General features: G+C 70.3%; 19 protein-coding genes. 11 read left to right on the top strand and 8 right to left on the bottom strand.

Annotated features, from left to right (window positions below):
- Positions 1 to 59: 59 nt before the first annotated feature.
- The 4 genes from AC1DG4_RS05645 to AC1DG4_RS05630 form a co-directional block, all read right to left on the bottom strand.
- Positions 60 to 2,204, bottom strand: coding sequence for a 3-hydroxyacyl-CoA dehydrogenase NAD-binding domain-containing protein (locus AC1DG4_RS05645; protein WP_477421119.1), 2,145 nt, complete (start codon positions 2,202 to 2,204; stop codon positions 60 to 62).
- A gap of 6 nt (positions 2,205 to 2,210) precedes the next feature.
- On the bottom strand, positions 2,211 to 3,416 hold the full coding sequence (locus tag AC1DG4_RS05640) for a thiolase family protein (RefSeq protein WP_477381661.1): 1,206 nt from the start codon (positions 3,414 to 3,416) through the stop codon (positions 2,211 to 2,213).
- 234 nt (positions 3,417 to 3,650) lie between these two features.
- Positions 3,651 to 4,847, bottom strand: coding sequence for a ribonuclease D (locus AC1DG4_RS05635; RefSeq protein ID WP_477381663.1), 1,197 nt, complete (start codon positions 4,845 to 4,847; stop codon positions 3,651 to 3,653).
- Complete coding sequence (locus AC1DG4_RS05630) at positions 4,840 to 5,421, bottom strand: DUF3000 domain-containing protein (RefSeq protein WP_477381664.1); 582 nt, start codon at positions 5,419 to 5,421, stop codon at positions 4,840 to 4,842. The genes AC1DG4_RS05635 and AC1DG4_RS05630 overlap by 8 nt, the downstream gene beginning before the upstream one ends.
- Before the next feature lie 25 nt (positions 5,422 to 5,446).
- Here AC1DG4_RS05630 and AC1DG4_RS05625 point away from each other — a divergent pair, with 25 nt between their 5' ends.
- Positions 5,447 to 6,622: an alpha/beta hydrolase family protein gene (locus AC1DG4_RS05625; protein WP_477381666.1), complete on the top strand. Its 1,176-nt coding sequence runs from the start codon at positions 5,447 to 5,449 to the stop codon at positions 6,620 to 6,622.
- Positions 6,623 to 6,656: 34 nt separating this feature from the next.
- Here the strand turns inward: AC1DG4_RS05625 and AC1DG4_RS05620 are convergent, their stop codons facing one another.
- Together AC1DG4_RS05620 and AC1DG4_RS05615 are read right to left on the bottom strand one after the other, a co-directional pair.
- A complete protein-coding gene (locus tag AC1DG4_RS05620; RefSeq protein WP_477381668.1) occupies positions 6,657 to 7,106 on the bottom strand; it encodes a SufE family protein in 450 nt (149 codons plus the stop codon).
- Between the two features lie 18 nt (positions 7,107 to 7,124).
- Positions 7,125 to 8,018 (bottom strand): sulfurtransferase, encoded by an 894-nt coding sequence (locus AC1DG4_RS05615; RefSeq protein WP_477421118.1) that lies wholly within the window; start codon positions 8,016 to 8,018, stop codon positions 7,125 to 7,127.
- 179 nt (positions 8,019 to 8,197) lie between these two features.
- Between AC1DG4_RS05615 and zapE the strand changes: the two genes are divergently transcribed.
- From zapE to AC1DG4_RS05600, 3 genes are all read left to right on the top strand, one after another.
- Complete coding sequence (gene zapE, locus AC1DG4_RS05610; protein WP_477381671.1) at positions 8,198 to 9,250, top strand: cell division protein ZapE; 1,053 nt, start codon at positions 8,198 to 8,200, stop codon at positions 9,248 to 9,250.
- A gap of 130 nt (positions 9,251 to 9,380) precedes the next feature.
- Positions 9,381 to 10,616 carry an ammonium transporter gene (locus AC1DG4_RS05605; protein ID WP_477381673.1) on the top strand — a complete coding sequence of 412 codons (1,236 nt, stop codon included), beginning with the start codon at positions 9,381 to 9,383 and terminating at the stop codon, positions 10,614 to 10,616.
- Between the two features lie 41 nt (positions 10,617 to 10,657).
- Positions 10,658 to 11,248 (top strand): type II toxin-antitoxin system PemK/MazF family toxin, encoded by a 591-nt coding sequence (locus tag AC1DG4_RS05600; RefSeq protein ID WP_477381675.1) that lies wholly within the window; start codon positions 10,658 to 10,660, stop codon positions 11,246 to 11,248.
- A gap of 424 nt (positions 11,249 to 11,672) precedes the next feature.
- Here AC1DG4_RS05600 and AC1DG4_RS05595 read toward each other — a convergent pair whose 3' ends face one another.
- A complete protein-coding gene (locus AC1DG4_RS05595) occupies positions 11,673 to 12,074 on the bottom strand; it encodes a hypothetical protein (RefSeq protein WP_477381677.1) in 402 nt (133 codons plus the stop codon).
- A gap of 4 nt (positions 12,075 to 12,078) precedes the next feature.
- On the bottom strand, positions 12,079 to 12,822 hold the full coding sequence (locus AC1DG4_RS05590; protein WP_477381679.1) for a CDP-alcohol phosphatidyltransferase family protein: 744 nt from the start codon (positions 12,820 to 12,822) through the stop codon (positions 12,079 to 12,081).
- 29 nt (positions 12,823 to 12,851) lie between these two features.
- Between AC1DG4_RS05590 and AC1DG4_RS05585 the strand changes: the two genes are divergently transcribed.
- From AC1DG4_RS05585 to AC1DG4_RS05555, 7 genes are read left to right on the top strand one after another with little or no spacing between them, the layout of a single operon-like run.
- Complete coding sequence (locus AC1DG4_RS05585) at positions 12,852 to 13,874, top strand: zinc-dependent alcohol dehydrogenase (protein ID WP_477381681.1); 1,023 nt, start codon at positions 12,852 to 12,854, stop codon at positions 13,872 to 13,874.
- Positions 13,871 to 14,266 (top strand): 6-pyruvoyl trahydropterin synthase family protein, encoded by a 396-nt coding sequence (locus AC1DG4_RS05580; protein WP_477381683.1) that lies wholly within the window; start codon positions 13,871 to 13,873, stop codon positions 14,264 to 14,266. The genes AC1DG4_RS05585 and AC1DG4_RS05580 overlap by 4 nt, the downstream gene beginning before the upstream one ends.
- Positions 14,263 to 15,291, top strand: a complete 1,029-nt coding sequence (locus tag AC1DG4_RS05575; RefSeq protein WP_477381685.1) for a glycosyltransferase family 4 protein — start codon at positions 14,263 to 14,265, stop codon at positions 15,289 to 15,291. The genes AC1DG4_RS05580 and AC1DG4_RS05575 overlap by 4 nt, the downstream gene beginning before the upstream one ends.
- Positions 15,288 to 16,103 (top strand): SAM-dependent methyltransferase, encoded by an 816-nt coding sequence (locus AC1DG4_RS05570; protein ID WP_477381687.1) that lies wholly within the window; start codon positions 15,288 to 15,290, stop codon positions 16,101 to 16,103. The genes AC1DG4_RS05575 and AC1DG4_RS05570 overlap by 4 nt, the downstream gene beginning before the upstream one ends.
- A complete protein-coding gene (locus AC1DG4_RS05565; protein WP_477381689.1) occupies positions 16,091 to 17,056 on the top strand; it encodes a lysylphosphatidylglycerol synthase domain-containing protein in 966 nt (321 codons plus the stop codon). The genes AC1DG4_RS05570 and AC1DG4_RS05565 overlap by 13 nt, the downstream gene beginning before the upstream one ends.
- On the top strand, positions 17,053 to 17,805 hold the full coding sequence (locus tag AC1DG4_RS05560; RefSeq protein ID WP_477381691.1) for a RibD family protein: 753 nt from the start codon (positions 17,053 to 17,055) through the stop codon (positions 17,803 to 17,805). The genes AC1DG4_RS05565 and AC1DG4_RS05560 overlap by 4 nt, the downstream gene beginning before the upstream one ends.
- Entirely contained in the window at positions 17,802 to 19,475 is a 1,674-nt protein-coding gene (locus tag AC1DG4_RS05555; RefSeq protein ID WP_477381693.1) for an alkaline phosphatase family protein, read from the top strand. Before AC1DG4_RS05560 ends, AC1DG4_RS05555 begins: the two co-directional genes overlap by 4 nt.
- The last annotated feature ends 1 nt before the right edge of the window (position 19,476 follow it).

Raw genomic sequence — 19,476 nt, 5'->3', positions numbered from 1 at the left:
CGACGAAGGCCGCCTCCCGGGGGAGACGGCCTTCGTCGTGCAGCTCTGTCGTGACGGGATCAGGCGTTCGCGATCCCGCGGATCGTCGGCGTGTGGAACGTCGCGCCGAACACGCGCTCCGAGGCGCCCTCACGGTCGAGGTAGGGCGATGCGCCGCCGTCGATGAACGGCCAGCCCGCGCCGAGGATCAGGCACAGGTCGATGTCCTCGACCTCGGGCACCACGCCCTCGTCGAGCATGAGCTTGATCTCGTGCGCAAGTCCGTCCTGCACGCGGCGGAGGATCTCCGCTGCGGGCGTGGGCGTCGAACCTGCGGCCTGCTTGACGAGCTTGTCCGCGGCCTTGGAGAAGCCGGTGACCCGGCCGCCCTTGTCCTTCTCGACCACCTCCGGCAGGTCCGACAGGGCGTGGAAGTTCTCGTTCGCGTAGAAGCGATCCGGGAACGCGTGCACCATCGTGTCCTGCACGTGTGCGGCGACCTTCCAGCCGACCAGGTCGATGAGCTGGAACGGCCCCATCGGCAGACCGAGCGGCGCGAACGCCTTCTCGACGTCGGCGACGGGCGTGCCTTCGTAGACGGCGCGCGCGGCCTCGCCCATGACCTTGGCGAGCAGGCGGTTCACGACGAAGCCGGGAGCGTCGGCGGTGAGGACCGCGTTCTTTCCCAAGCCCTTCGCGACCACGAACGCGGTCGACAGAGCCGCCTCGGTAGTCGTCGGCGTCTTCACGATCTCGATGAGCGGCATGACCGCGACCGGGTTGAAGAAGTGGAAGCCGACCAGGCGCTCGGGGTGCGCGAGCTTCGAACCGATCTCCTCGACCGAGAGGGACGAGGTGTTGGTCGCGAGGATCGCGTCCTCGGCGACGATCTTCTCGATCTCACCGAAGACGGCCTGCTTGACGCCGACCTCCTCGAACACGGCCTCGATCACGAAGTCGCAGTCCGCGTACAGAGACTTGTCGGTCGTGCCCGTGACCAGGCCGCGCAGCTTGTTGGCGCTGTCCGCGTCGAGCCGGCCCTTCGCCTCGAGCTTGCCGATCTCCTCGTGGATGTAGGCGACGCCCTTGTCGACGCGCGCCTGGTCGAGGTCGGTGATGAGCACCGGCACCTGCAGCTTGCGCACGAACAGTAGCGCGAACTGGCTGGCCATGAGGCCGGCGCCGATGATGCCGACCTTGGTGACCTTCTTGGCGAGAGCCTTGTCGGGTGCGCCGACCGGGCGCTTGGCCCGCTTCTGCACCAGATCGAAGGCGTACATCGACGCGGCGAACTGATCGCCGGTGACGAGGTCGGCGAGCGCCTCGTCCTCGCGGGCGAAGCCGTCCTCGCGGGATCCGCTCTTCGCCTTGTCGAGCAGGTCGAGCGCGACGTACGGCGAACGGGGCACGGTGCCGATCTTCGACTCGAGCATGCCCCGAGCCATCTTGATCGCGATCGGCCACTTGGTGAGGCGCTCGATCTTGCCCGGCTCGTTCTTGCGCTCGACCTTCTTGCCGCCGAGGACCGCGTCGGCCCAGCGCAGCGAATCCTCGAGGAAGTTCGCTGCGGGGAAGATCGCGTCCATCATGCCGAGCTCGAACGCCTGCTGCGGTTTGAGCATGCGGTTCTGCTTGAGCGGGTTGGAGATGACGACCTCGAGCGCGTTCTCGATGCCGATGAGGTTCGGCAGCAGGTAGGCGCCGCCCCAGCCGGGGATGATCCCGAGGAACACCTCGGGCAGGGCGAGGGCCGCTGCCGAGGCGTYGACCGTGCGATACGTCGAGTTCAGTGCGATCTCGACTCCGCCACCGAGCGCCAGTCCGTTCACGAACGCGAAGGACGGAACGCCGAGTGTGCTGAGGGATCCCAGCACCTTGTGCCCGAGCTGCGCGATGAGGCGTGCGTTGTCGCGGGATCCGACTCGGCTGATGTCGGAGAGATCGGCGCCGGCCGCGAGGATGTACTGCTTGCCGGTGATGCCCACGGCGTGGATCTCGCCGGCTGCGGCGCGAGCCCGGAGGCCGGCGAGCGTCTCGCCGAGCTCCGTGAGTGTCGCGGGGCCGAGCGTGTTCGGACGGGTGTGGTCGCGACCGTTGTCCAAGGTGACGAGGGCGAGCACCTTGCCCGACGGCAGGCGCACGTCGCGCACGGGGGAGTGCGTGACGACCTCGCCTTCGGTGAGGGCCACGATGGGCGAGAAGTCGATGGCGTCGTAGTTGGTCATCGTGACTTACTTCCTCTTCTTGCCATCGAAATGCGGGTTCTCCCAGATGACCGAGCCGCCCTGGCCCAGGCCCACGCACATCGCGGTGAGACCGTAGCGGACGTCCGGGCGCTCGGCGAACTGCGCCGCGAGCTGGATCATCAGGCGCACGCCACTGGCGGCGAGCGGGTGCCCGAGCGCGATCGCGCCGCCCCACTGGTTGACCCGGGGGTCGTCGTCGGCGATGCCGAAGTGGTCGAGCAGCGAGATGACCTGGATCGCGAACGCCTCATTCAGCTCGAACAGGCCGATGTCGGAGATCGTGAGGCCGGCCTTCTTGAGCGCCTTCTCGGTGGACGGGATCGGACCGATGCCCATGATCTCCGGCTGCACGCCGGCGAACGCGAACGACACCATGCGCATCTTCGGGGCGAGCCCGAGCTCCTTGACCGCGCCGCCGCCTGCCAGCAGCGACATGGTCGCGCCGTCGGTCAGCGGCGAGGAGGTGCCCGCCGTGACGCGGCCGTGCGGACGGAACGGGGTCTTCAGAGCCGCCAGATCCTCCATCGTGGTCTGCGGGCGACGGCCCTCGTCCTCGGAGGCGAGGCCCCAGGCGCCGTCGGCGCCCTTGGTCGCGACCGGCACGAGGTCGGGCTGGATCTTGCCGGCGTCGTACGCGGCCTGCACCTTGTGCTGGCTCAGCATGCCGAAGCGATCAGAGCGCTCCTTGGTGAGATGCGGGAAGCGGTCGAAGATGCGTTCCGCGGTGACGCCCATGTTCAGGGCGCCGGGGTCGACCATCCTCTCCGCGACGAAACGCGGGTTGGGGTCGGCGTTGCCGCCGATGGGGTGGTGGCCCATGTGCTCGACGCCGCCGGCGAGGGCGAAGTCGTACATGCCGACACCGATCGACGCGCCCATCGTGGTGACGCTGGTCATGGCACCGGCGCACATGCGCTCAACAGCCAGGCCGGGCACCGTCTGCGGGAGGCCGGCGAGGATCGCTACCGAGCGACCGAGGGTGAGGCCCTGGTCACCCGTCTGCGACGTCGCCGCGATCGCGACGTCGTCGATCCGGTCCAGCGGGACGTTCGCGTTCCGCTCCATCAGGCCGATCGTGGCCTTGACGGCCAGGTCGTCCGCGCGGGTGTTCCAGTACATGCCCTTCTCGCCGGCGCGCCCGAAGGGGGTTCGCACTCCATCGACGAAGAAGACGTCCGAGATCTCGGCCACTCTGCCTCCAATGTCCGGTCCGCTGTGCGGACAGGGCCTCCAATATCCGGACCGCTGCGCGGAACGGATGATCGCCGGCGTGCAGCTGCGCGCCGGACTTACAGTTTCGCACGTTCCGAGGAACGCGGTTCCCGAATTCGTGAGACCGAGTGTCACCTCGGTCCGTGCATTTCGGGGATGTGCCCTCAGCCTAGGAGCGGTGGGGGTTCCGTGGAGGAATCGGTTGGGCTGAACCTACGAAGCGGTTCCGGGTGCCTCGTCCGTCGTTTGCGCGGCTTCCACAAAAGCATCCGCGATTCGCTGTGCGGTTTCCTCAATCTGCCAGGCTCTGGCGTCGCGCGTGGCGAGAGCGGATCCGATCGTGGCCGCGTTGATCTCGGTGGGCGGCTCCCAGGCGATTCGGCGCAGCGTGTCGGGGGTGAGCAGGTTCTCCGTGGGCATGCCGAGCTCCTCGGCATGAGCTTCGATCACGGCGCGGGCGGCCTTGAGGCGGGCGTCGGCTTCGGGGTTGCGATCGGACCAGGCGCGGGGCGGCGGCGGTGCGTCGCTGGGCACGCGCTCGCGGGGCAGATCCGTGCGCTCTCTGCCTCGCTCGATCGCGGCCCACCACCGGTCCAGCTGGCTCCGGCTGGCACGGCCTGTGAACGCCGACACGGCGGCGAGCGCGCCCTTGTTCTGCGGGTTCGCCTGCACGGCGGCGATGAGGGCGCGGTCCGGCACGAGACGACCGGGGGAGACATCGGATTCGCGGGCGAACTCCTCGCGGGCCTCCCACAGCTCGCGGGCGACAGCGAGGTTCTTCGCACCGCGCACCTGGTGCAGACCGCTCAGGCGCCGCCACGGCTCCTCGCGCGGAGGTTTGGGCAGGCGTACTCGAGTGGCCTCGAACTCCTCGGCCGCGAAGGCGGTCTTGTGGGCCGCCTCGAGCTCCGCCGCGATGAAGTCGCGCACGTCGACCAGATGCAGGACGTCGAGCTCGGCGTATTCGAGCCAGGAGTTCGGCAGCGGTCGGGTCGACCAGTCGGCGGCGGAATGCTCCTTGGCCAGCACGATGCCGAGGGCGCGCTCGACGACGGCGGCGAGGCCGACGCGCTCGTAACCGAGCAGACGCGCCGCGAGCTCGGTGTCGAACACGCTCGCGGGCTCCAGGCCCAACTCGTGCAGCGACGGCAGATCCTGGCTGGCGGCGTGGAAGACCCACTCCTCGGCGCCGATCGCCTCCTGCAAGGGGACGAACGAGCTGATCGAGATCGGATCGAACAGGAACGCGCCGGCGTCGCGGCGGAAGGCCTGCACGAGATAGGCGCGTTGCGAGTAGCGGAAGCCGGAGGCTCGTTCCACGTCGACGGCGACGGGTCCCTGCCCTACGGCGAGCGTCTCGGCCGCTGCGACGAAGTCCTCGTCGTTGTCGATGACGACGTAGTCAGTCACGGATGGTTCTCCTGGCGCCGAACACGGCGATGTCCTCTGAGCCCGGCGGCAGTCCCGCCAGCATTCCGACCAACTCCGCCCATGCCTCGGCATGCGGGGTGAGGGGACCGGTCGGCGACCACGACGCACGGAGTTCGATCTGCGCGCCGTCTCCTTCTGCAGCAAGGCCCCCGAATCCCCTGGAGAGGGTCTTGGTCGAGGTTCCGGATGCGGAGTGATGCGTCGCGCCGCGCGAGCCGAGCGCGTCGATCAGCCAAGACCACGCTACATCGGCGAGCAGCGGATCGGTGCCGATCTCGGGCTCGAGCGGCGCCTGTGCGAAGGCGACGATGCGCCACGGTCCGCCCCAGGCATCCGGCTCGGAAGGATCGTGCAGCAGCACGAACCTTCCGGTGCCGTAGAGGGAGTCGCCGTTCTCGTCGGGGCGCACGTCGGCCGCGAGGGCCAGAGCTTCGGGGGCGAGACCGGACGGCGCCGGAATCTCGTGCACCACGATGTCATCGCGGAATCGCAGCGCCCGCAGCTGCTCGGCGGCATGCGCGAAGACGCCGTCGGGTCCGGGAAGAGCGCTCACGCCGACAGACTAGAGTCAGGAGGCGATGAAGAGTCTCAGGCACGCCGCGACGATCGGCGCGATCGCGCTGGCAGGCGCCGCGGCTCTCGGCGCGGCGATCGGCGGAGCCCTGGTGCTGCGCGTCGCACGCGAGGTGATCACGCCGGTTCCGCGCAAGAACGACACCGACGTGCTGGCCGTCGACACGGGGGCGCAGACGATCGAGCTCGCGCGCACACCGGACACCGAACTTCCTGGGCGTTACGGCCTGTACGTCGAGGGCACCCCCGGCTACGTGAAGCTCGGCGCGGTGCTGCACGCGGACGCGCGCAGCGTGCGCCGCAAGCTCCTGACCCAGATCGATCCCGGTGCGGAAGTGGGACGCAGGGCCGGCTTCAGCGGCTACTACTACCTCGCACCGGGCGAGCTGCACCTGCCATACGAGTCTGTGCTGATCGGGACGCCGGCCGGGCCGTGCCCGGCGTGGCTGTTCCCGGCGGAGTCGACGACCTGGGTGATCCAGGTGCACGGCCGTGGCGCCACCCGTTCCGAGTGCCTGCGCGCCGTCCCCGTGCTGCACGCCGCGGGGCTGCCGGTGCTCGTCACGTCGTACCGCAACGACGGGGAGGGGCCGCGCACGCGCCCCGGTTCCTACGGACTCGGGGCGACGGAGTGGCGCGACGTCGACGCCGCGATCGCGTACGCGCTGCGTCATGGCGCGGAGCGGATCCTGTTCATGGGGTGGTCGATGGGCGGCGCGATCGCGCTGCAGACGCTGGTGACCTCGGACCACGGCGGAGCGGTCGTCGGCATGATCCTGGACTCGCCGGTCGTGGACTGGCGCATGGTGCTCCGCTTCCAGGCGAAGGCGAAGAAGCTGCCGGATCCTCTTCCGCGGCTCGCGATGGACGCTCTGGAGCAGCCATGGTCGGCGCGGCTCAGCGGCGCGGATGAGGCGATCGCCTTCGACGCCCTGGACATGGTCGCCCGCTCCGCCGAACTGGACGTGCCCATTCTGCTGATGCACAGCGATGACGACGGCTTCGTGCCCTCGGACGCCTCCCACGCGCTGGCCCAGGCGCGGCCGGATCTGGTGACCATGCCGCCGTTCACCGGCGCGCGCCACACGAAACTGTGGAACTACGACCAGAACCGCTGGACCGACGCGATCACCGACTGGCTCGATGAGCACGGCTTCGCAGAGGACGGATCCTCGGACTGAAGCACTCCCGTCCGAGCGCTCTGGCGCGTGACGGTCAGGCTACGGCGAGGCGAGCGCGCACCTGACGCTTGGCGCGCATGAGCATGCCGGTCATGCCGGAGATGCGCAGCGGGGAGACGACCCTGGTCAGTCCGATGGACTGGGGGAAGTCGTCCGGGATCGCGAGCACGGCCTCCGGGCTGAGGCCGGCGATACCCTGCGCGAGGATGCTCGCGAAGCCGCGGGTGGTGGGCGCCTCCGCGGGCGCGGTGGCGTGCATCGTCACCGCCCCATCCGTCAGCTCGAGATAGATGTACACCGGGGACTGGCACTCAGCCACGCGCTCGGTCATCTCGGGGTGCGTGGCGACCTCGTCGGAGACGGCGGGCAGCTCGTTCGAGAACTCCAGGAGGAGCTGCAGCCGGTCGGATTCGGGAAGCTCGAGGAACTCGTCCCTGATCTCGGCGAGGGAGTCGGGGAGGACGAAGGCGGGGGTGTCGGACATCCCCGCCATTCTCCCACGTCAGAGCGTTCCGGGCTCCTCGCCCGTGACGATCGGGACGCGCACGGCGCTGCCCCACTCGGTCCAGGAGCCGTCGTAGTTGCGCACGTTCTCGAAGCCGAGCAGGTGCTTCAGCACGAACCACGTGTGCGCGGAGCGCTCGCCGATGCGGCAGTAGGCCACGACGTCGTCGCCGGCCTTGAGTCCCGCGCCGTCGAGGTAGATCGTCTCCAGTTCGGTGCGGGGCTTGAATCCGCCGTCCTCGGCGACCGCCTTGGCCCACGSCACGTTCTGCGCGGTGGGGATGTGGCCGGCGCGCAGTGCGCCTTCCTCGGGATAGGCGGGCGCCGACGTGCGCGAGCCGTTGTACTCCTCGGGCGAGCGCACGTCGATGAGGGGGTTGCCGAGATGCGCGAGAACGTCGTCCTTGTAGGCCCGCAGCACCGAGTCGTCGCGCTCGACGACGGGGTACGCGCTGGCGGCGCGCTCCGGAAGAGCGGTCGTGATCTCGCGGCCCTCGGAGATCCAGCGATCGCGCCCGCCGTCGAGCAGACGCACGTCCTCGTGGCCGAAGAGCGAGAACACCCAGAGCGCATAGGCGGCCCACCAGTTGTTCTTGTCGCCGTAGATGACGACGGTGTCGTCGCGGGAGATGCCCTTGCGGCTGAGGAGCGCCGAGAAGCCAGCGCCATCCACGTAGTCGCGCACGACCGGGTCGTTGAGCTCGGTGTGCCAGTCGACCTTCACCGCGCCGGGGATGTGGCCGGTCTCGTAGAGCAGCACGTCCTCGTCGGACTCCACCACGACCAGGCCTGGTTCGCCCAGGTGTGCGGCGAGCCAGTCGGTGCTGACGAGACGGCCGGGCTCGGCGTACTCGGCGAACGATGCGGACGTGGTGTCGAAGTCGACGGTCACGGGAGGGCTCCCTCGGAGGTGGCGATGCAGGGCGACGATGTCCGTGAACGGCGCGTCGCGCGCGATGACGCGCGGCGAAACCGGTGACGGCGACGGCGTAGGGTTGATCCGTCTCTTCGAGACTAGAACCCCATGCGCCCCTGCGCACCCGCCGGGTAAGACTTCGACACAGGATCCGAATGACCGATCAGGCCGCCACCTCCGGCGTCGTCCACCTCATCGACCGCCAGCCGCAGATGACCGGCACCGAACTGCTGACGGGTCTCGTGCCGCCGCCGCAGTTCGACGGCGCGACGTTCGACACCTACCGCTCGGATCCGGAGTACCCCTCCCAGGAGGAGACCAAGCAGCGTCTCATGGCGTTCGCCACGGGTGCGCAGCAGGTCAAGCGCGGCGGCCTGTTCCGACGCGCGCCGAAGTCTCCCGAGACGAAGCCCGGCGTCTACCTCGACGGTGGTTTCGGCGTGGGCAAGACCCACCTCCTCGCCTCGATCTATCACGCGATGCCCGCACGGCGGAAGTACTTCGGATCCTTCATCGAGTACACGGCTCTCGTCGGCGCGGTCGGCTATCGCAACACCGTCGACCTGCTCCGCGGCTCCGATCTGCTGTGCATCGACGAGTTCGAGCTGGACGATCCGGGCGACACCATGGTGATGACGCGGATGCTCGGCGAGCTCGTCGGTAGCGGCACCAAGCTCGCCGCCACCTCCAACACGCCGCCGAACGCGCTGGGCGAGGGGCGGTTCGCCGCGCAGGACTTCCTCCGGGAGATCCACGCGATGTCGGACAGCTTCGAGACGATCCGCATCGACGGCGTCGACTTCCGCCAGCGCGCGCTGGACGGGCACGCCGTCGCGCTGCCCGCCGAGGACTACGCCGAGCAGATCGCGGCGTTGAGCGCATCCCATCGCATCTCGGACGACGCGTTCGACGACATCATCAAGCACCTCGCGCAGGTGCACCCGTCCCGCTACATCCGCCTCATCGCCGGCGTCGAGGCGTTGGGGATCCGCGACGTGCGGCAGCTCACCGATCAGTCGGAGGCGCTGCGGTTCGTCGCCTTCGTGGACCGGACGTACGACGCGCAGATCCCGGTGCTCGCAACGGGTCGCCCCCTCGACGAGGTGTTCAGCGAGGAGATGCTCGGCGGCGGCTATCGGAAGAAGTACCTGCGCGCCATCTCCCGCCTGAACGCCCTTTCGCACGCCGAACGTCCCACCACAGGCTGAGTGCGACCGCGAAACACGCTGTTCACACAGCGGCGGATCCTGTAACACCCCCGCAACATCCGCCTCGTCCCCGCGAAACACAGCGCCGCCACACTGAAACGCACGACGCGATCAGGTGGAGGCGTACAGCATGGAAGCAACAGGGAACATCTCCTGGGGAGTGACGGCGACGGCGCTGGTGCTGCTCATGACGCCAGGGGTGGCGTTCTTCTACGGCGGCCTCGTCAAGGCGAAGAGCGTCATCAGCATGATGATGATGAGCTTCGGCGCGATCGGACTCGTCGCCGTGCTGTGGATCCTCTTCGGCTCGTCGATGGCGAGCGTGACCTCGCCCACCCAGTTCGCAGGAGACCCGTTCGCCGACTTCGGCCTCGCCTCGCTCGCGAGCGGCAAGGGGTCCAACGTGGCCCTGCTCACGGTCAGCTACGGAGCCACCTTCGCGATCATCACGGTCGCCCTGATCTCCGGCGCCATCGCGGACCGGGCCAAGTTCGGCCCGTGGCTGATCTTCGTCGGCGTCTTCGCGACGGTCGGCTACTTCCCGATCGCCGCCTGGGTCTGGGGCGGCGGCTGGATCATGCACCTCGGCGCGATGCTGTTCGGCGCCGACAGCGGCATCGAATTCATCGACTACGCCGGCGGCACGGCCGTGCACATCAACGCAGGCGCCGCCGCCTTCGCCCTGGCCCTGGTGCTGGGCAAGCGGATCGGGTTCCAGAAGGGGATCCAGAAGCCGCACAACGTGCCGCTCACTCTTCTCGGCGCAGCGCTGCTGTGGTTCGGCTGGTTCGGCTTCAACGCCGGCGCGCAGTGGGCGACGAAGGGCATGGACGGCGTCGGCCTCATCACGATCAACACGTTCGGTGCGGCGGCTGCGGGCATCCTCGGCTGGATCCTCGTGGAGCGGATCCGCGGTGGCAAGGCCACGTCGATCGGAGCGGCCAGCGGAGCGGTCGCGGGTCTCGTGGCCATCACGCCGGCGTGCGCCAACCTGACGCCGGGGTGGGCGCTGCTGCTGGGCGCCCTGACCGGCGCGGTGTGCGCCCTGGCGGTCGAGCTGAAGTTCCGCCTCGGTTTCGACGACTCGCTCGACGTGGTCGGCCTGCACCTGGTCGGCGGCTTCATCGGCACCATCTACCTCGGGTTCTTCGCGACGGGGCAGGGACTGTTCACGGGCGGCGACATCCGGCTGCTCGTGGTGCAGGTGCTGGCGTCGGGCGGGGTGCTGATCTACTCCTTCGTCGTCGCGCTCGCGATCGGATTCGCGATCGAGAAGACCATCGGATTCCGTGTCACCAGTGAGGACGAGATCGCCGGCGTCGACCTCGTGGTGCACGGCGAGGAGGGCTACGCGCTCACCTCCTGAAACCCGCGGGGATGCGGGACAGGCGCGGATAGGGTGTCGTTGTGACCACCAATGGCAACGGCATCCTGTCCGCGCTCTCCGCCGTCGTGGCGGCGATCGCGAAGGCCTTCACGAGTTCGTCCTCCCGTCAGGCCTCTCCGCGTGGGACCGGCGGTCGCGGGGAGCCGAACTCCTCGGCCGGGACTGCGACGCTGGAGCCGACGCCCGGCCATGGCGGCGCGACGGAGACCATCGAGCTGGATCCCCGCTCGGTGCGCGCTCTGCGGGTCGCATACGCACCGCAGCGCGACGGCGCACCGGACGCGGGTGAGATCGTGTGGACCTGGGTGCCCTACGCCGAGCGGGACGGCCGGGGCAAGGACCGGCCCGTGCTCGTGATCGCCACGCAGTCGGCGGAGCGGGTGTACGCGGTCAAGCTCACCAGTAAGTCGCACGACGGGGACCGCGATTTCCTGTCGCTCGGATCCGGCCCCTGGGACGGCCAGGGCCGGGAGAGCTGGGTCGACATCGACCAGCTCTACAGCGTGCACGTCTCGGGCGTGCGCCGTGAGGCGGCCGCCCTGGACCGCGACCGCTTCGAGCGGGTGGCGAGCGTGCTGGAGCGCCGGTTCGGCTGGACCGCGGTCGCCTGAGGGCGGCCTGAGCACGGCTTGGTGCCGAGCGCACGGCTTAGCGACGCAGAGGTCCCGTGCGTTCGGCAGGATCCGGTGCGTTCGGCAGGTTCCTGTGCACCCGGCGCCCCACGAGTCGTCGCCCCTGCCCTGACCTGCGAGCGCACGACTTGCTGCCGGGTGCACGGCCTGTTGGCGCACAGAACCCGTGCGCTCGGCAGGATCCCGTGCACTCGGGTTCGGCGCCGGGAGGACTCCGTGCATTCGGCAAGGTCCCGTGCAGTCGTCGCCCCACGAGTCGTCGCCCCCGCCCTGACCCACGAGCGCACGACTTGCTGCCGGGTCCACGGCCTGTTGGCGCACAGAACCCGTGCACCCGGCAGGATCCCGTGCGCTCGGGCTCGGGCTCGGGCTGGGTCGCGTGATCGCAGGCTGAGCCCGCGATTCAGCGACGCGCGGGCGATCCATTCCGCAGCACGAGCACGGTCGTCACCGCGAGCACGACGATCCCGATCGACTCCACGAGGACCGTCTGGGGCACGAGGGTGAAGGTCCACACCTCGGTGATCCCGAACAGCCCCACGGTGAGGGCGAGCAGCAGCGCGCCGAGCGTCGCGATGAGGAACAGCAGCGAAAGCACCGTCGCGGCCTGCAGGAGCCTGCCGCGGAGCAGGGCCATCCCGACGGCGAGCACGAGCGCCGCGACGGCGTTGAGCACGAACAGCACGCCGAGGACCCCGCCCACCCCGGCGAAGACGAGGAAGAGATGGATCCCGCCGGTGGCGAGAAGGGCGAGCGTGCTGAGGATCCGCATGACCCGCAGCATCGGGGTGTTGGTCGACGTCATCGTGCTACCTGCTTCCGTCTCGAGCCGAGGCCTTCTGGAGTGACACGAGGTGCGCGTCCGTGCGGTTCATCCGCACCGTCCAGAGCACATCGCGCCCGAACGACTCGAGCAGCAGCAGGAGCGCTCCCGCCGCCGCGATGACGTCGGCGATCGGAGGCAGCACCTGCGCTGCGATGACGGCGAGCACGATGCCGCAGACCGCGGCGACGACCTTCCGCCAGTACCGGTACGGCAGTGTGCGCCCGAGGAACGGCATCGCCCACGCGGCGGCGACGAATGCGTATCGCATGAGACCGATCGCGAGCACCCAGCCGCCCACGAACCGCACGTCGTACACGCACAGCACGAGCAGCAGGAAAGCGTCGACCTCCATGTCGAAGCGGGCGCCGAGCTCGCTCACGCTGCCGGTGCGGCGCGCGACCCAGCCGTCGACGCCGTCGAGGGCGAGTGCGACAGCCACGATCGTCACGAGGAGCGCGGGGGAGATCCTGCCCGTGAGCGACGTCACGACGAGGCCCGTCGCGACTCCGACGAGCATCGACCGGGTGGCGGTGACGGCGTTGGCGGCGCCGAAGCGCGTGCTGCCGCGGCGCCGGAGCCCGCGTGAGACCAGCAGGGAGGACGCGATCAGATAGCCGAGCGCTGCGGCCCATCCTGCAGGGGACAGCGCCGTCGAAGCACCGACCGCGAGCAGTGCGAGGACTCCCGCGGCCACCCAGAACCAGGGCGTGAACTGAACCTTTCGCATCCGGCCTCCGTGTTACTTTCATGGTAGTCATGGGTGACACGACGCAGCGGGCGGTCGAGGTTCACGCGGATCGCCCGGAGGCGGCGACCGCGTGGTGGACGACGGGCCATGGTCTCGGTGAGTTCCGCAGCGAGCCGCTGCGGTCTCCGGGGCCCGACGAGGCCTCGGTGCGCACCCTGTGGACCGGGATCAGCCGCGGCACGGAAACGCTGGTCGCGCGCGGGATGGTCCCTCCCTCGGAGCACGAGCGGATGCGCGCGCCCTTCCAAGACGGCGACTTTCCCTTCCCGGTCAAATACGGCTACCTCAGTGTCGGAGTGGTCGAGGAAGGACCGGTGGCGCTGCGCGGGCAGACGGTGTTCGCGCTGCTCCCGCACCAGTCGCGGTACGTCGTGCCCGCCGGGGCCCTCGTGCCCGTCCCTAGTGGCGTGCCGGCGCGGCGTGCGGTGCTCGCGGGCGCGGTGGAGACCGCCGTGAACGTGCTCTGGGATGCGGCTCCCGTGATCGGTGACCGCGTGCTGATCGTCGGGGCAGGCATGATCGGCTGCGCGCTGGCTCGGCTGGCGTGCGGGATCCCCGGGGCCGAGGTCACCGTGGTAGACGTCGACCACGCAAAGCAGCGCATCGTCGAGGCGCTCGGAGCGCGGTTCGCGGCCGCCGCGGATCCGCCCGAAGAGGCGGACGTGGTGATCGAGGCCAGCGGATCCGGCGCCGGTCTGCAGTTCGCCCTGCGGAGTGCGCCGACGGACGGCGAGGTCGTCGTGGCGAGCTGGTATCGTGCCGGCCCGATGCCTCTCGAACTCGGCGCGGATTTCCACTCGCGCCGACTGAGGATCCGGTCGAGTCAGGTCGGTGCGGTCGCCGCGAACCGTCGCGGCCGGCGGACGACGCAGGACCGGCTGACCCTGGCCCTGCGGCTTCTGGAAGACCCCGCGTTCGACTTCCTGCTCGGCGCGACCGCATCCTGGCGACAGCTGCCAGAGGTGACCGCGGGCCTCGCCGAAGGCACCGCGGCAGAGCTCTGCCAGACCATTGATTGGAGCACCGAATGACCTTCGCCGTGACCGTCCGCGACCACTTGATGATCGCCCACAGCCTCCGCGGCGAGGTCTTCGGTCCTGCGCAGCGGCTGCACGGCGCGACCTACGTCGTCGATGCCTCGTTCCGCGCCGCGGAGCTCGATCCGAACGGCATCGTCGTGGACATCGGGCGGGCATCGGATGCGCTGCGCGAGATCGTCGGCGCGCTGTCGTATCGCAACCTCGACGACGAGCCCGATCTCGAGGGCGTCAACACCACGACCGAGCGGCTGTGCCAGATCATCGGCGACCGGCTCGCAGGGCGGGTGCGCGATGGCGCTCTCGGCGATGCCCGGCTGACGGGCATCGCCGTGACCCTGCACGAGTCGCATGTCGCGTGGGCGTCCTATGAGGTGAAGATGTGACCGGCCGTCCTCTCACCTTCCTCGTCCCGGAGGGGATCGACGATCCGTCCCGGGTGAGCGGCGGGAACGTCTACGACCGGCGCGTTCGCGACGGGCTCGGGTCCTGCGGATGGCGCGTCACGACCATCGAGGTGAGGGACGGGTCGGGTGCGACAGCCGCGCTCCGCGCGGTGCCGCGCGGAGCGACGGTGCTCGTCGACGGCCTCGTCGCCCTCTGGGCGCCGGAGGCTCTCGGGGAGACGGCGGCCCTGGCGCGGGTCGTGGTCCTCGCACATATGGTCGCGGCTGCGTTCCCGGACGCGACGGCGCCGACGGTCGCCGCAGAACGCCGGGCCCTGACCGCAGCCCACCACGTCGTCGTGACGAGCCGATGGACCTCGGAGGAGTTCCGACGTCGCGGGCTGGTGGACTCCGAAAAGGTGACGATCGCACCGCCGGGAGTCGATGCGCCGATGGAGCGGTCGTTCTCCGTCGAAGGGAAGGAACCGCCCCTTCTGGATCTCCTCTGCGTCGGCGTCGTGGCGCCGCACAAGGGTCAGGACCTACTGCTCGCCGCGCTCGACCGGCTGACGGGACGGAGCTGGACGTGCCGGATCGTCGGATCCCCCAGGCCGTACGGGGCGTTCGCCTCCTCTGTGACGCGCGCCGCGCAGCGGTTCTCCGGCAGGGTGGTGCTCACCGGGGTCCTCGATGGTCCCGAGCTCGCGGACGAGTATCGTCGCAGCGCGCTGCTCGTGGCGCCGTCACGTGTGGAGAGTTCAGGCATGGCCATCGCCGAGGCCCGCGGCCACGGCGTGCCGGTCCTGGCCGCGGAGGTGGGCGGCATCCCCGACACCGTGGCCGGAGGAGGGGCCGTCCTCGTCCCTCCCGACGATCCCGTCGCCCTCGCCGCCGCCCTCGACGCGTGGATGATGGATCCGGCGCTGCGTCGGCGGCTCCGTGCCGAGGCGCGCGCGGCGCGTGCCGGTCTTCCGACCTGGACCGGCACGGTGGCCGCCGTGTCCCGCGCGCTGGAGCCGTCATGAGCTCCCTCTCGACAGCCGCTCCTTCGTGGCTCGCGCTGCGCTCCTGCGCGGACGAGACCGCGCGCTCGACCGAGCTCGCCGTCCTGCTCGCCCGTCTGCTCCCGCTCGGGCCTGTCGTACTGCACGACCTCGGAGCCGGCACGGGTGGCATGACCCGGTGGCTCGCGCCGCGGTTGCCCGGTCCGCAGGAGTGGGTGCTGCGCGACGGGGATGCGGCGATACTCGACCATCTCGACCTCGACGCTGTCACCGACGACGCCGAGCGACCGATCCGGGTCACCGTCGTCGTCGAGGCGCTGGAGGCGCTGGCGCCGCGGGGGTTCGATGGTGCATCCGCCGTGACGGCCTCCGCCCTGCTCGACGTCATCACCCACGAGGAGGCGGCCCGCATCGCTGAAGCGTGCATCGCAGCCGGCGTTCCGGCATTGTTCAGCCTCTCCGTGACGGGGGTGGTGGTCCTGGATCCTCCTGATGTCTTCGACACCGCGATCGGAGACGCCTTCAATGCGCACCAGAGGCGGGACGCCGAAGGGCGCCGGCTCCTGGGGCCCGATGCTGCCCCGGTCCTGGCGCGGCTGTTCGCCGATGCCGGGTGGCGCGTCCGCACGGCCCCGGCGCCGTGGCATCTCGGCCCGGCGGATACGCTTCTGATCGCCGCCTGGCTGGACGGATGGGTCGGTGCGGCTGTCGAGCAGCGTCCCGAGCTCGCAGACGATGTCGAGGCCTACCTCGCGCGCAGAGCGGCGCAGCTCGCCCAAGGAGCGCTGCGGGTCACGGTCTCGCACCAGGATGTGCTCGCATGGCCGCGGTGAGTCCTGCGCCGCGCGGCGTCGCCGAGCACGCACCGCCCGCAGCGGAGCAGGAGCACGACCATCGGAGGATCCGCCTCGCGCTCCGCGTCGGTGCCGGGATCGCGATCCTCGTCGCTACAGCGCTGGCCGTCGGCCTCGGCCCCTTCCTGCGCGGGATCGCGGCGATCTCGCCGCTGTCCGTACTGACGGCCCTCACGCTGGCGGTGATCGCGACCGCGGCCGCCGCCTGGCGCTGGCGGGTCGTCGCGACCGGATACGGGCTGACGCTGAGCCCGCGCGCGGCGTTCGCCGCGTATTACCGGTCTCAGTTCCTCAACGCGGTGCTTCCGGCGGGCGTGCTCGGCGACGTGCATCGAGCCTGGGTGCACGGCCGTGACCAGGACAGCCTCGGCGTCGCGGCGCGCGCGGTGGCCGCCGAGCGCATCCTCGGGCAGATCGTCCAGGTCGTGCTGACGCTCGCGATCCTGCTGCCACTCGGATTCGGGTCATCGCTCGCGCCGCTCGTCTGGTGCGCGGGAGCGGTCGTGGTCGCGGTCGCCGTCGTGGTGGCGTCTGCGGCGCTCCTGCCGCGTCCGCGGCGATTGCTGCGGCGGGAGTACGCTCTGCTGCGCCCGGTGCTGACCCGCCTCGGGGCGCTGTCGGTGATCGTCCTGGCTTCGGTCGTCGTGGTGGCGTCGCACGTCGCGCTCTTCGTCGTGGCGTCCCTCGCCGTCGGTCTGCCGCTCGGCGGCGGGATCGCGGCCGTCGGACTCGTCGTGCTCGCCGCGTCCGCGATCCCCCTCAACGTCGGCGGCTGGGGGCCGCGTGAGGCGGCCGCCGGTGCCGCCTTCGCCCTCGTCGGTCTGGGTGCGTCCGCCGGCGTGTCCGCCTCCACGGCGTTCGGCGTCCTGGCCCTCATCGGCGTCATGCCCGGGGCGGTCGTGCTGTTCATCGGACGGAGGAGGAAGCCATGAGCGAGCGCCCGTATGTGACGCTCAGCTGCGCGATGTCGATCGACGGGTACCTCGATGGCTCCGCGCCACGTCGCCTTGCGATGTCGAACGAGGCGGACTTCGACCGTGTCGACGAGGTGCGCTCTCGCAACGACGCGATCATGGTGGGCGCGTCGACCGTGCGCCGGGACAATCCTCGGCTGCTCGTGCGCGACGCCGGACGCCGCGAGCGCCGGCTGTCCTCCGGGCGCGCTGCGTCGCCGGTGAAGGTGACCGTGACGGCGTCGGGCGAACTTTCACCGGATGCCGCCTTCTTCGCGGCGGGAGACGTGCCGCGCCTCGTCTACACCCCGTCGGAGCGCGAGCGCGGATTGCGCGCGAGGCTCGGCGAGCGGGCGACGGTGGTCGGCCTCGGCCCGCAGGTCACGATGGCCGCACTGCTCGACGACCTCGGCGAGCGCCGCGCGGTCCGCCGACTCATGGTCGAGGGAGGCGGGTCCGTGCTCACGCAGTTCCTCCAGGCGGATCTCGTCGACGAGCTGCAGCTCGTGATCGCGCCGTTCTTCGTCGGCGAGCCGGGAGCGCCTCGGGCCGCGGCTGCGGGCCGATACCCGTGGACGGCCTCGCGTCGCGCACGTCTGGCGGAGACCCGGCAGATCGGCGATGTGGTGCTGTTGCGCTACGCGCTGTCGGATCGCTGCGACGTCCGGCCGGATCCGGACCTTGCCGCCGTCGCGGATGACGCGGCAGCCTCTCCCGGACGACCATGAGCACGGCCGTCGGCAGCCGGATCCCGCCCGACTCACGCCTCGGTGCGTCCTCGCGGCGGGGGAGGGGCCTCGGGGCGATCGTCGCCGCGACGGCGGCGCTCATCGTGCTGCCGCTGGCCCCAGGGCTCCTGGGAACGGACCGGTCCGTTACGGGCCTGCGAGGTCTCATCGGCATCCCTGTGGAGTCCCTGCTGATCGTGCTGCTGCTCGTGATCGTGCCGTGGCGTGCCGTGCGTCGCGTCCTCGCCGGGATCTTCGGCGTGTTCGTCACGGCAGCCCTCGTGCTCGCCGGGATAGACCGCGGCTTCCAAACGACCGTCGGCACGCCGTTCGTGCTCGTGGACTGGCCTCAGCTCGGATCGGCCTACGGGGTGGTGGTCGACTCGGTGGGCGCCTTCCTCGCCGAGCTGATCCTCATCGGCCTGCTGTGCGCGATGATCGCCTGCGTCACGCTGCTGGCCTGGGCCGCCATGTGCGTCGCGGACGTGGTGGGCAGGCATGCCGCGGGACGGGGCGTGATCGCAGGACTCGCAATCGTGTGGCTGGTCGCGGGCGTCGGGGCGCCGCTGCCGGCCGCCGCCCCGCTCGCCGCCGCCGCGTCGGTCGGCTCCGTCGAGACGACGGTGTCGCGCACCGAGCGCGTGCTCGCGGCCCAGGCGGCGGTCGCGCGCGCCATCGCGGAGGATCCGTTCTCGGACGTGCCGTCCGAGCGGCTCCTCACCGGACTCCGGGGCAAGGACGTCGTCATCGCATTCGTGGAGAGCTACGGCCGGGTGGCGCTCGAGGGTCCGGGGATCGCCCGTGGCGTGACGGACGTGCTCCGCGCCGGGGACGCCACCCTCGCGGCCGAGGGGTACACCGCACGAAGCGCCTGGCTCACCTCTCCCACCTTCGGCGGGCTCAGCTGGCTCGCCCACGGAACGCTGCAGACAGGCGTGTGGACGCCCACGCAGTCGGCATACGACCAGCTCGTCGCGAGCGACCGCCTCTCGCTGACCCGGGCCTTCGGCGACGCCGGTTGGCGGACGGTGTCCGACGTGCCCTCGGACTCCGAGACCTGGAGCATCGGGTCGTCCTTCTATCGCTACGACTCCCTGATCGACGCGCGGGATGTCGGGTATCGCGGCCCCGGCTTCGGGTACGCACGGATCCCGGACCAATTCACGCTCAAGCACTTCGCCGACACCGAACTCACGGGCTCGCACGATCCCGTCATGGCCGAGATCGACTTGGTCTCGTCGCACACCCCGTGGGCGCCGTTGCCGCAGCTCGTGCCCTGGGAACAGATCGGCGACGGCTCGGTCTACGACCCGCAGCCGGGTCAGAGCCGCTCCGCCGGCACCGTCTGGCAGAGCGCGAAGACCGTCCAGCGCTTCTACGGTCAGTCGGTGCAGTACTCGCTCGGCTCCCTCTTCTCGTTCCTCGAGAACGTCGACGATCCGAACCTCGTGGTCATCGTCCTCGGCGATCACCAGCCCGCGGCGATCGTGAGCGGCGCCGGTGCTTCCCACGACGTGCCGATCAGCGTCATCGCCCGCGATCCGGCGGTGTTCGCGGCGATCGACGACTGGCGCTGGACGGCGGGTCTGCGCCCGGACGACGGCTCGCCGGTCTGGCGCATGGACGCCTTCCGGGATCGACTGCTCGCCGCGTTCAGCGTGAGGCCCTGAA

Source organism: Microbacterium sp. 05N427 (assembly GCF_056397105.1).
This window is presented reverse-complemented; position numbering and strand designations above follow the sequence as displayed.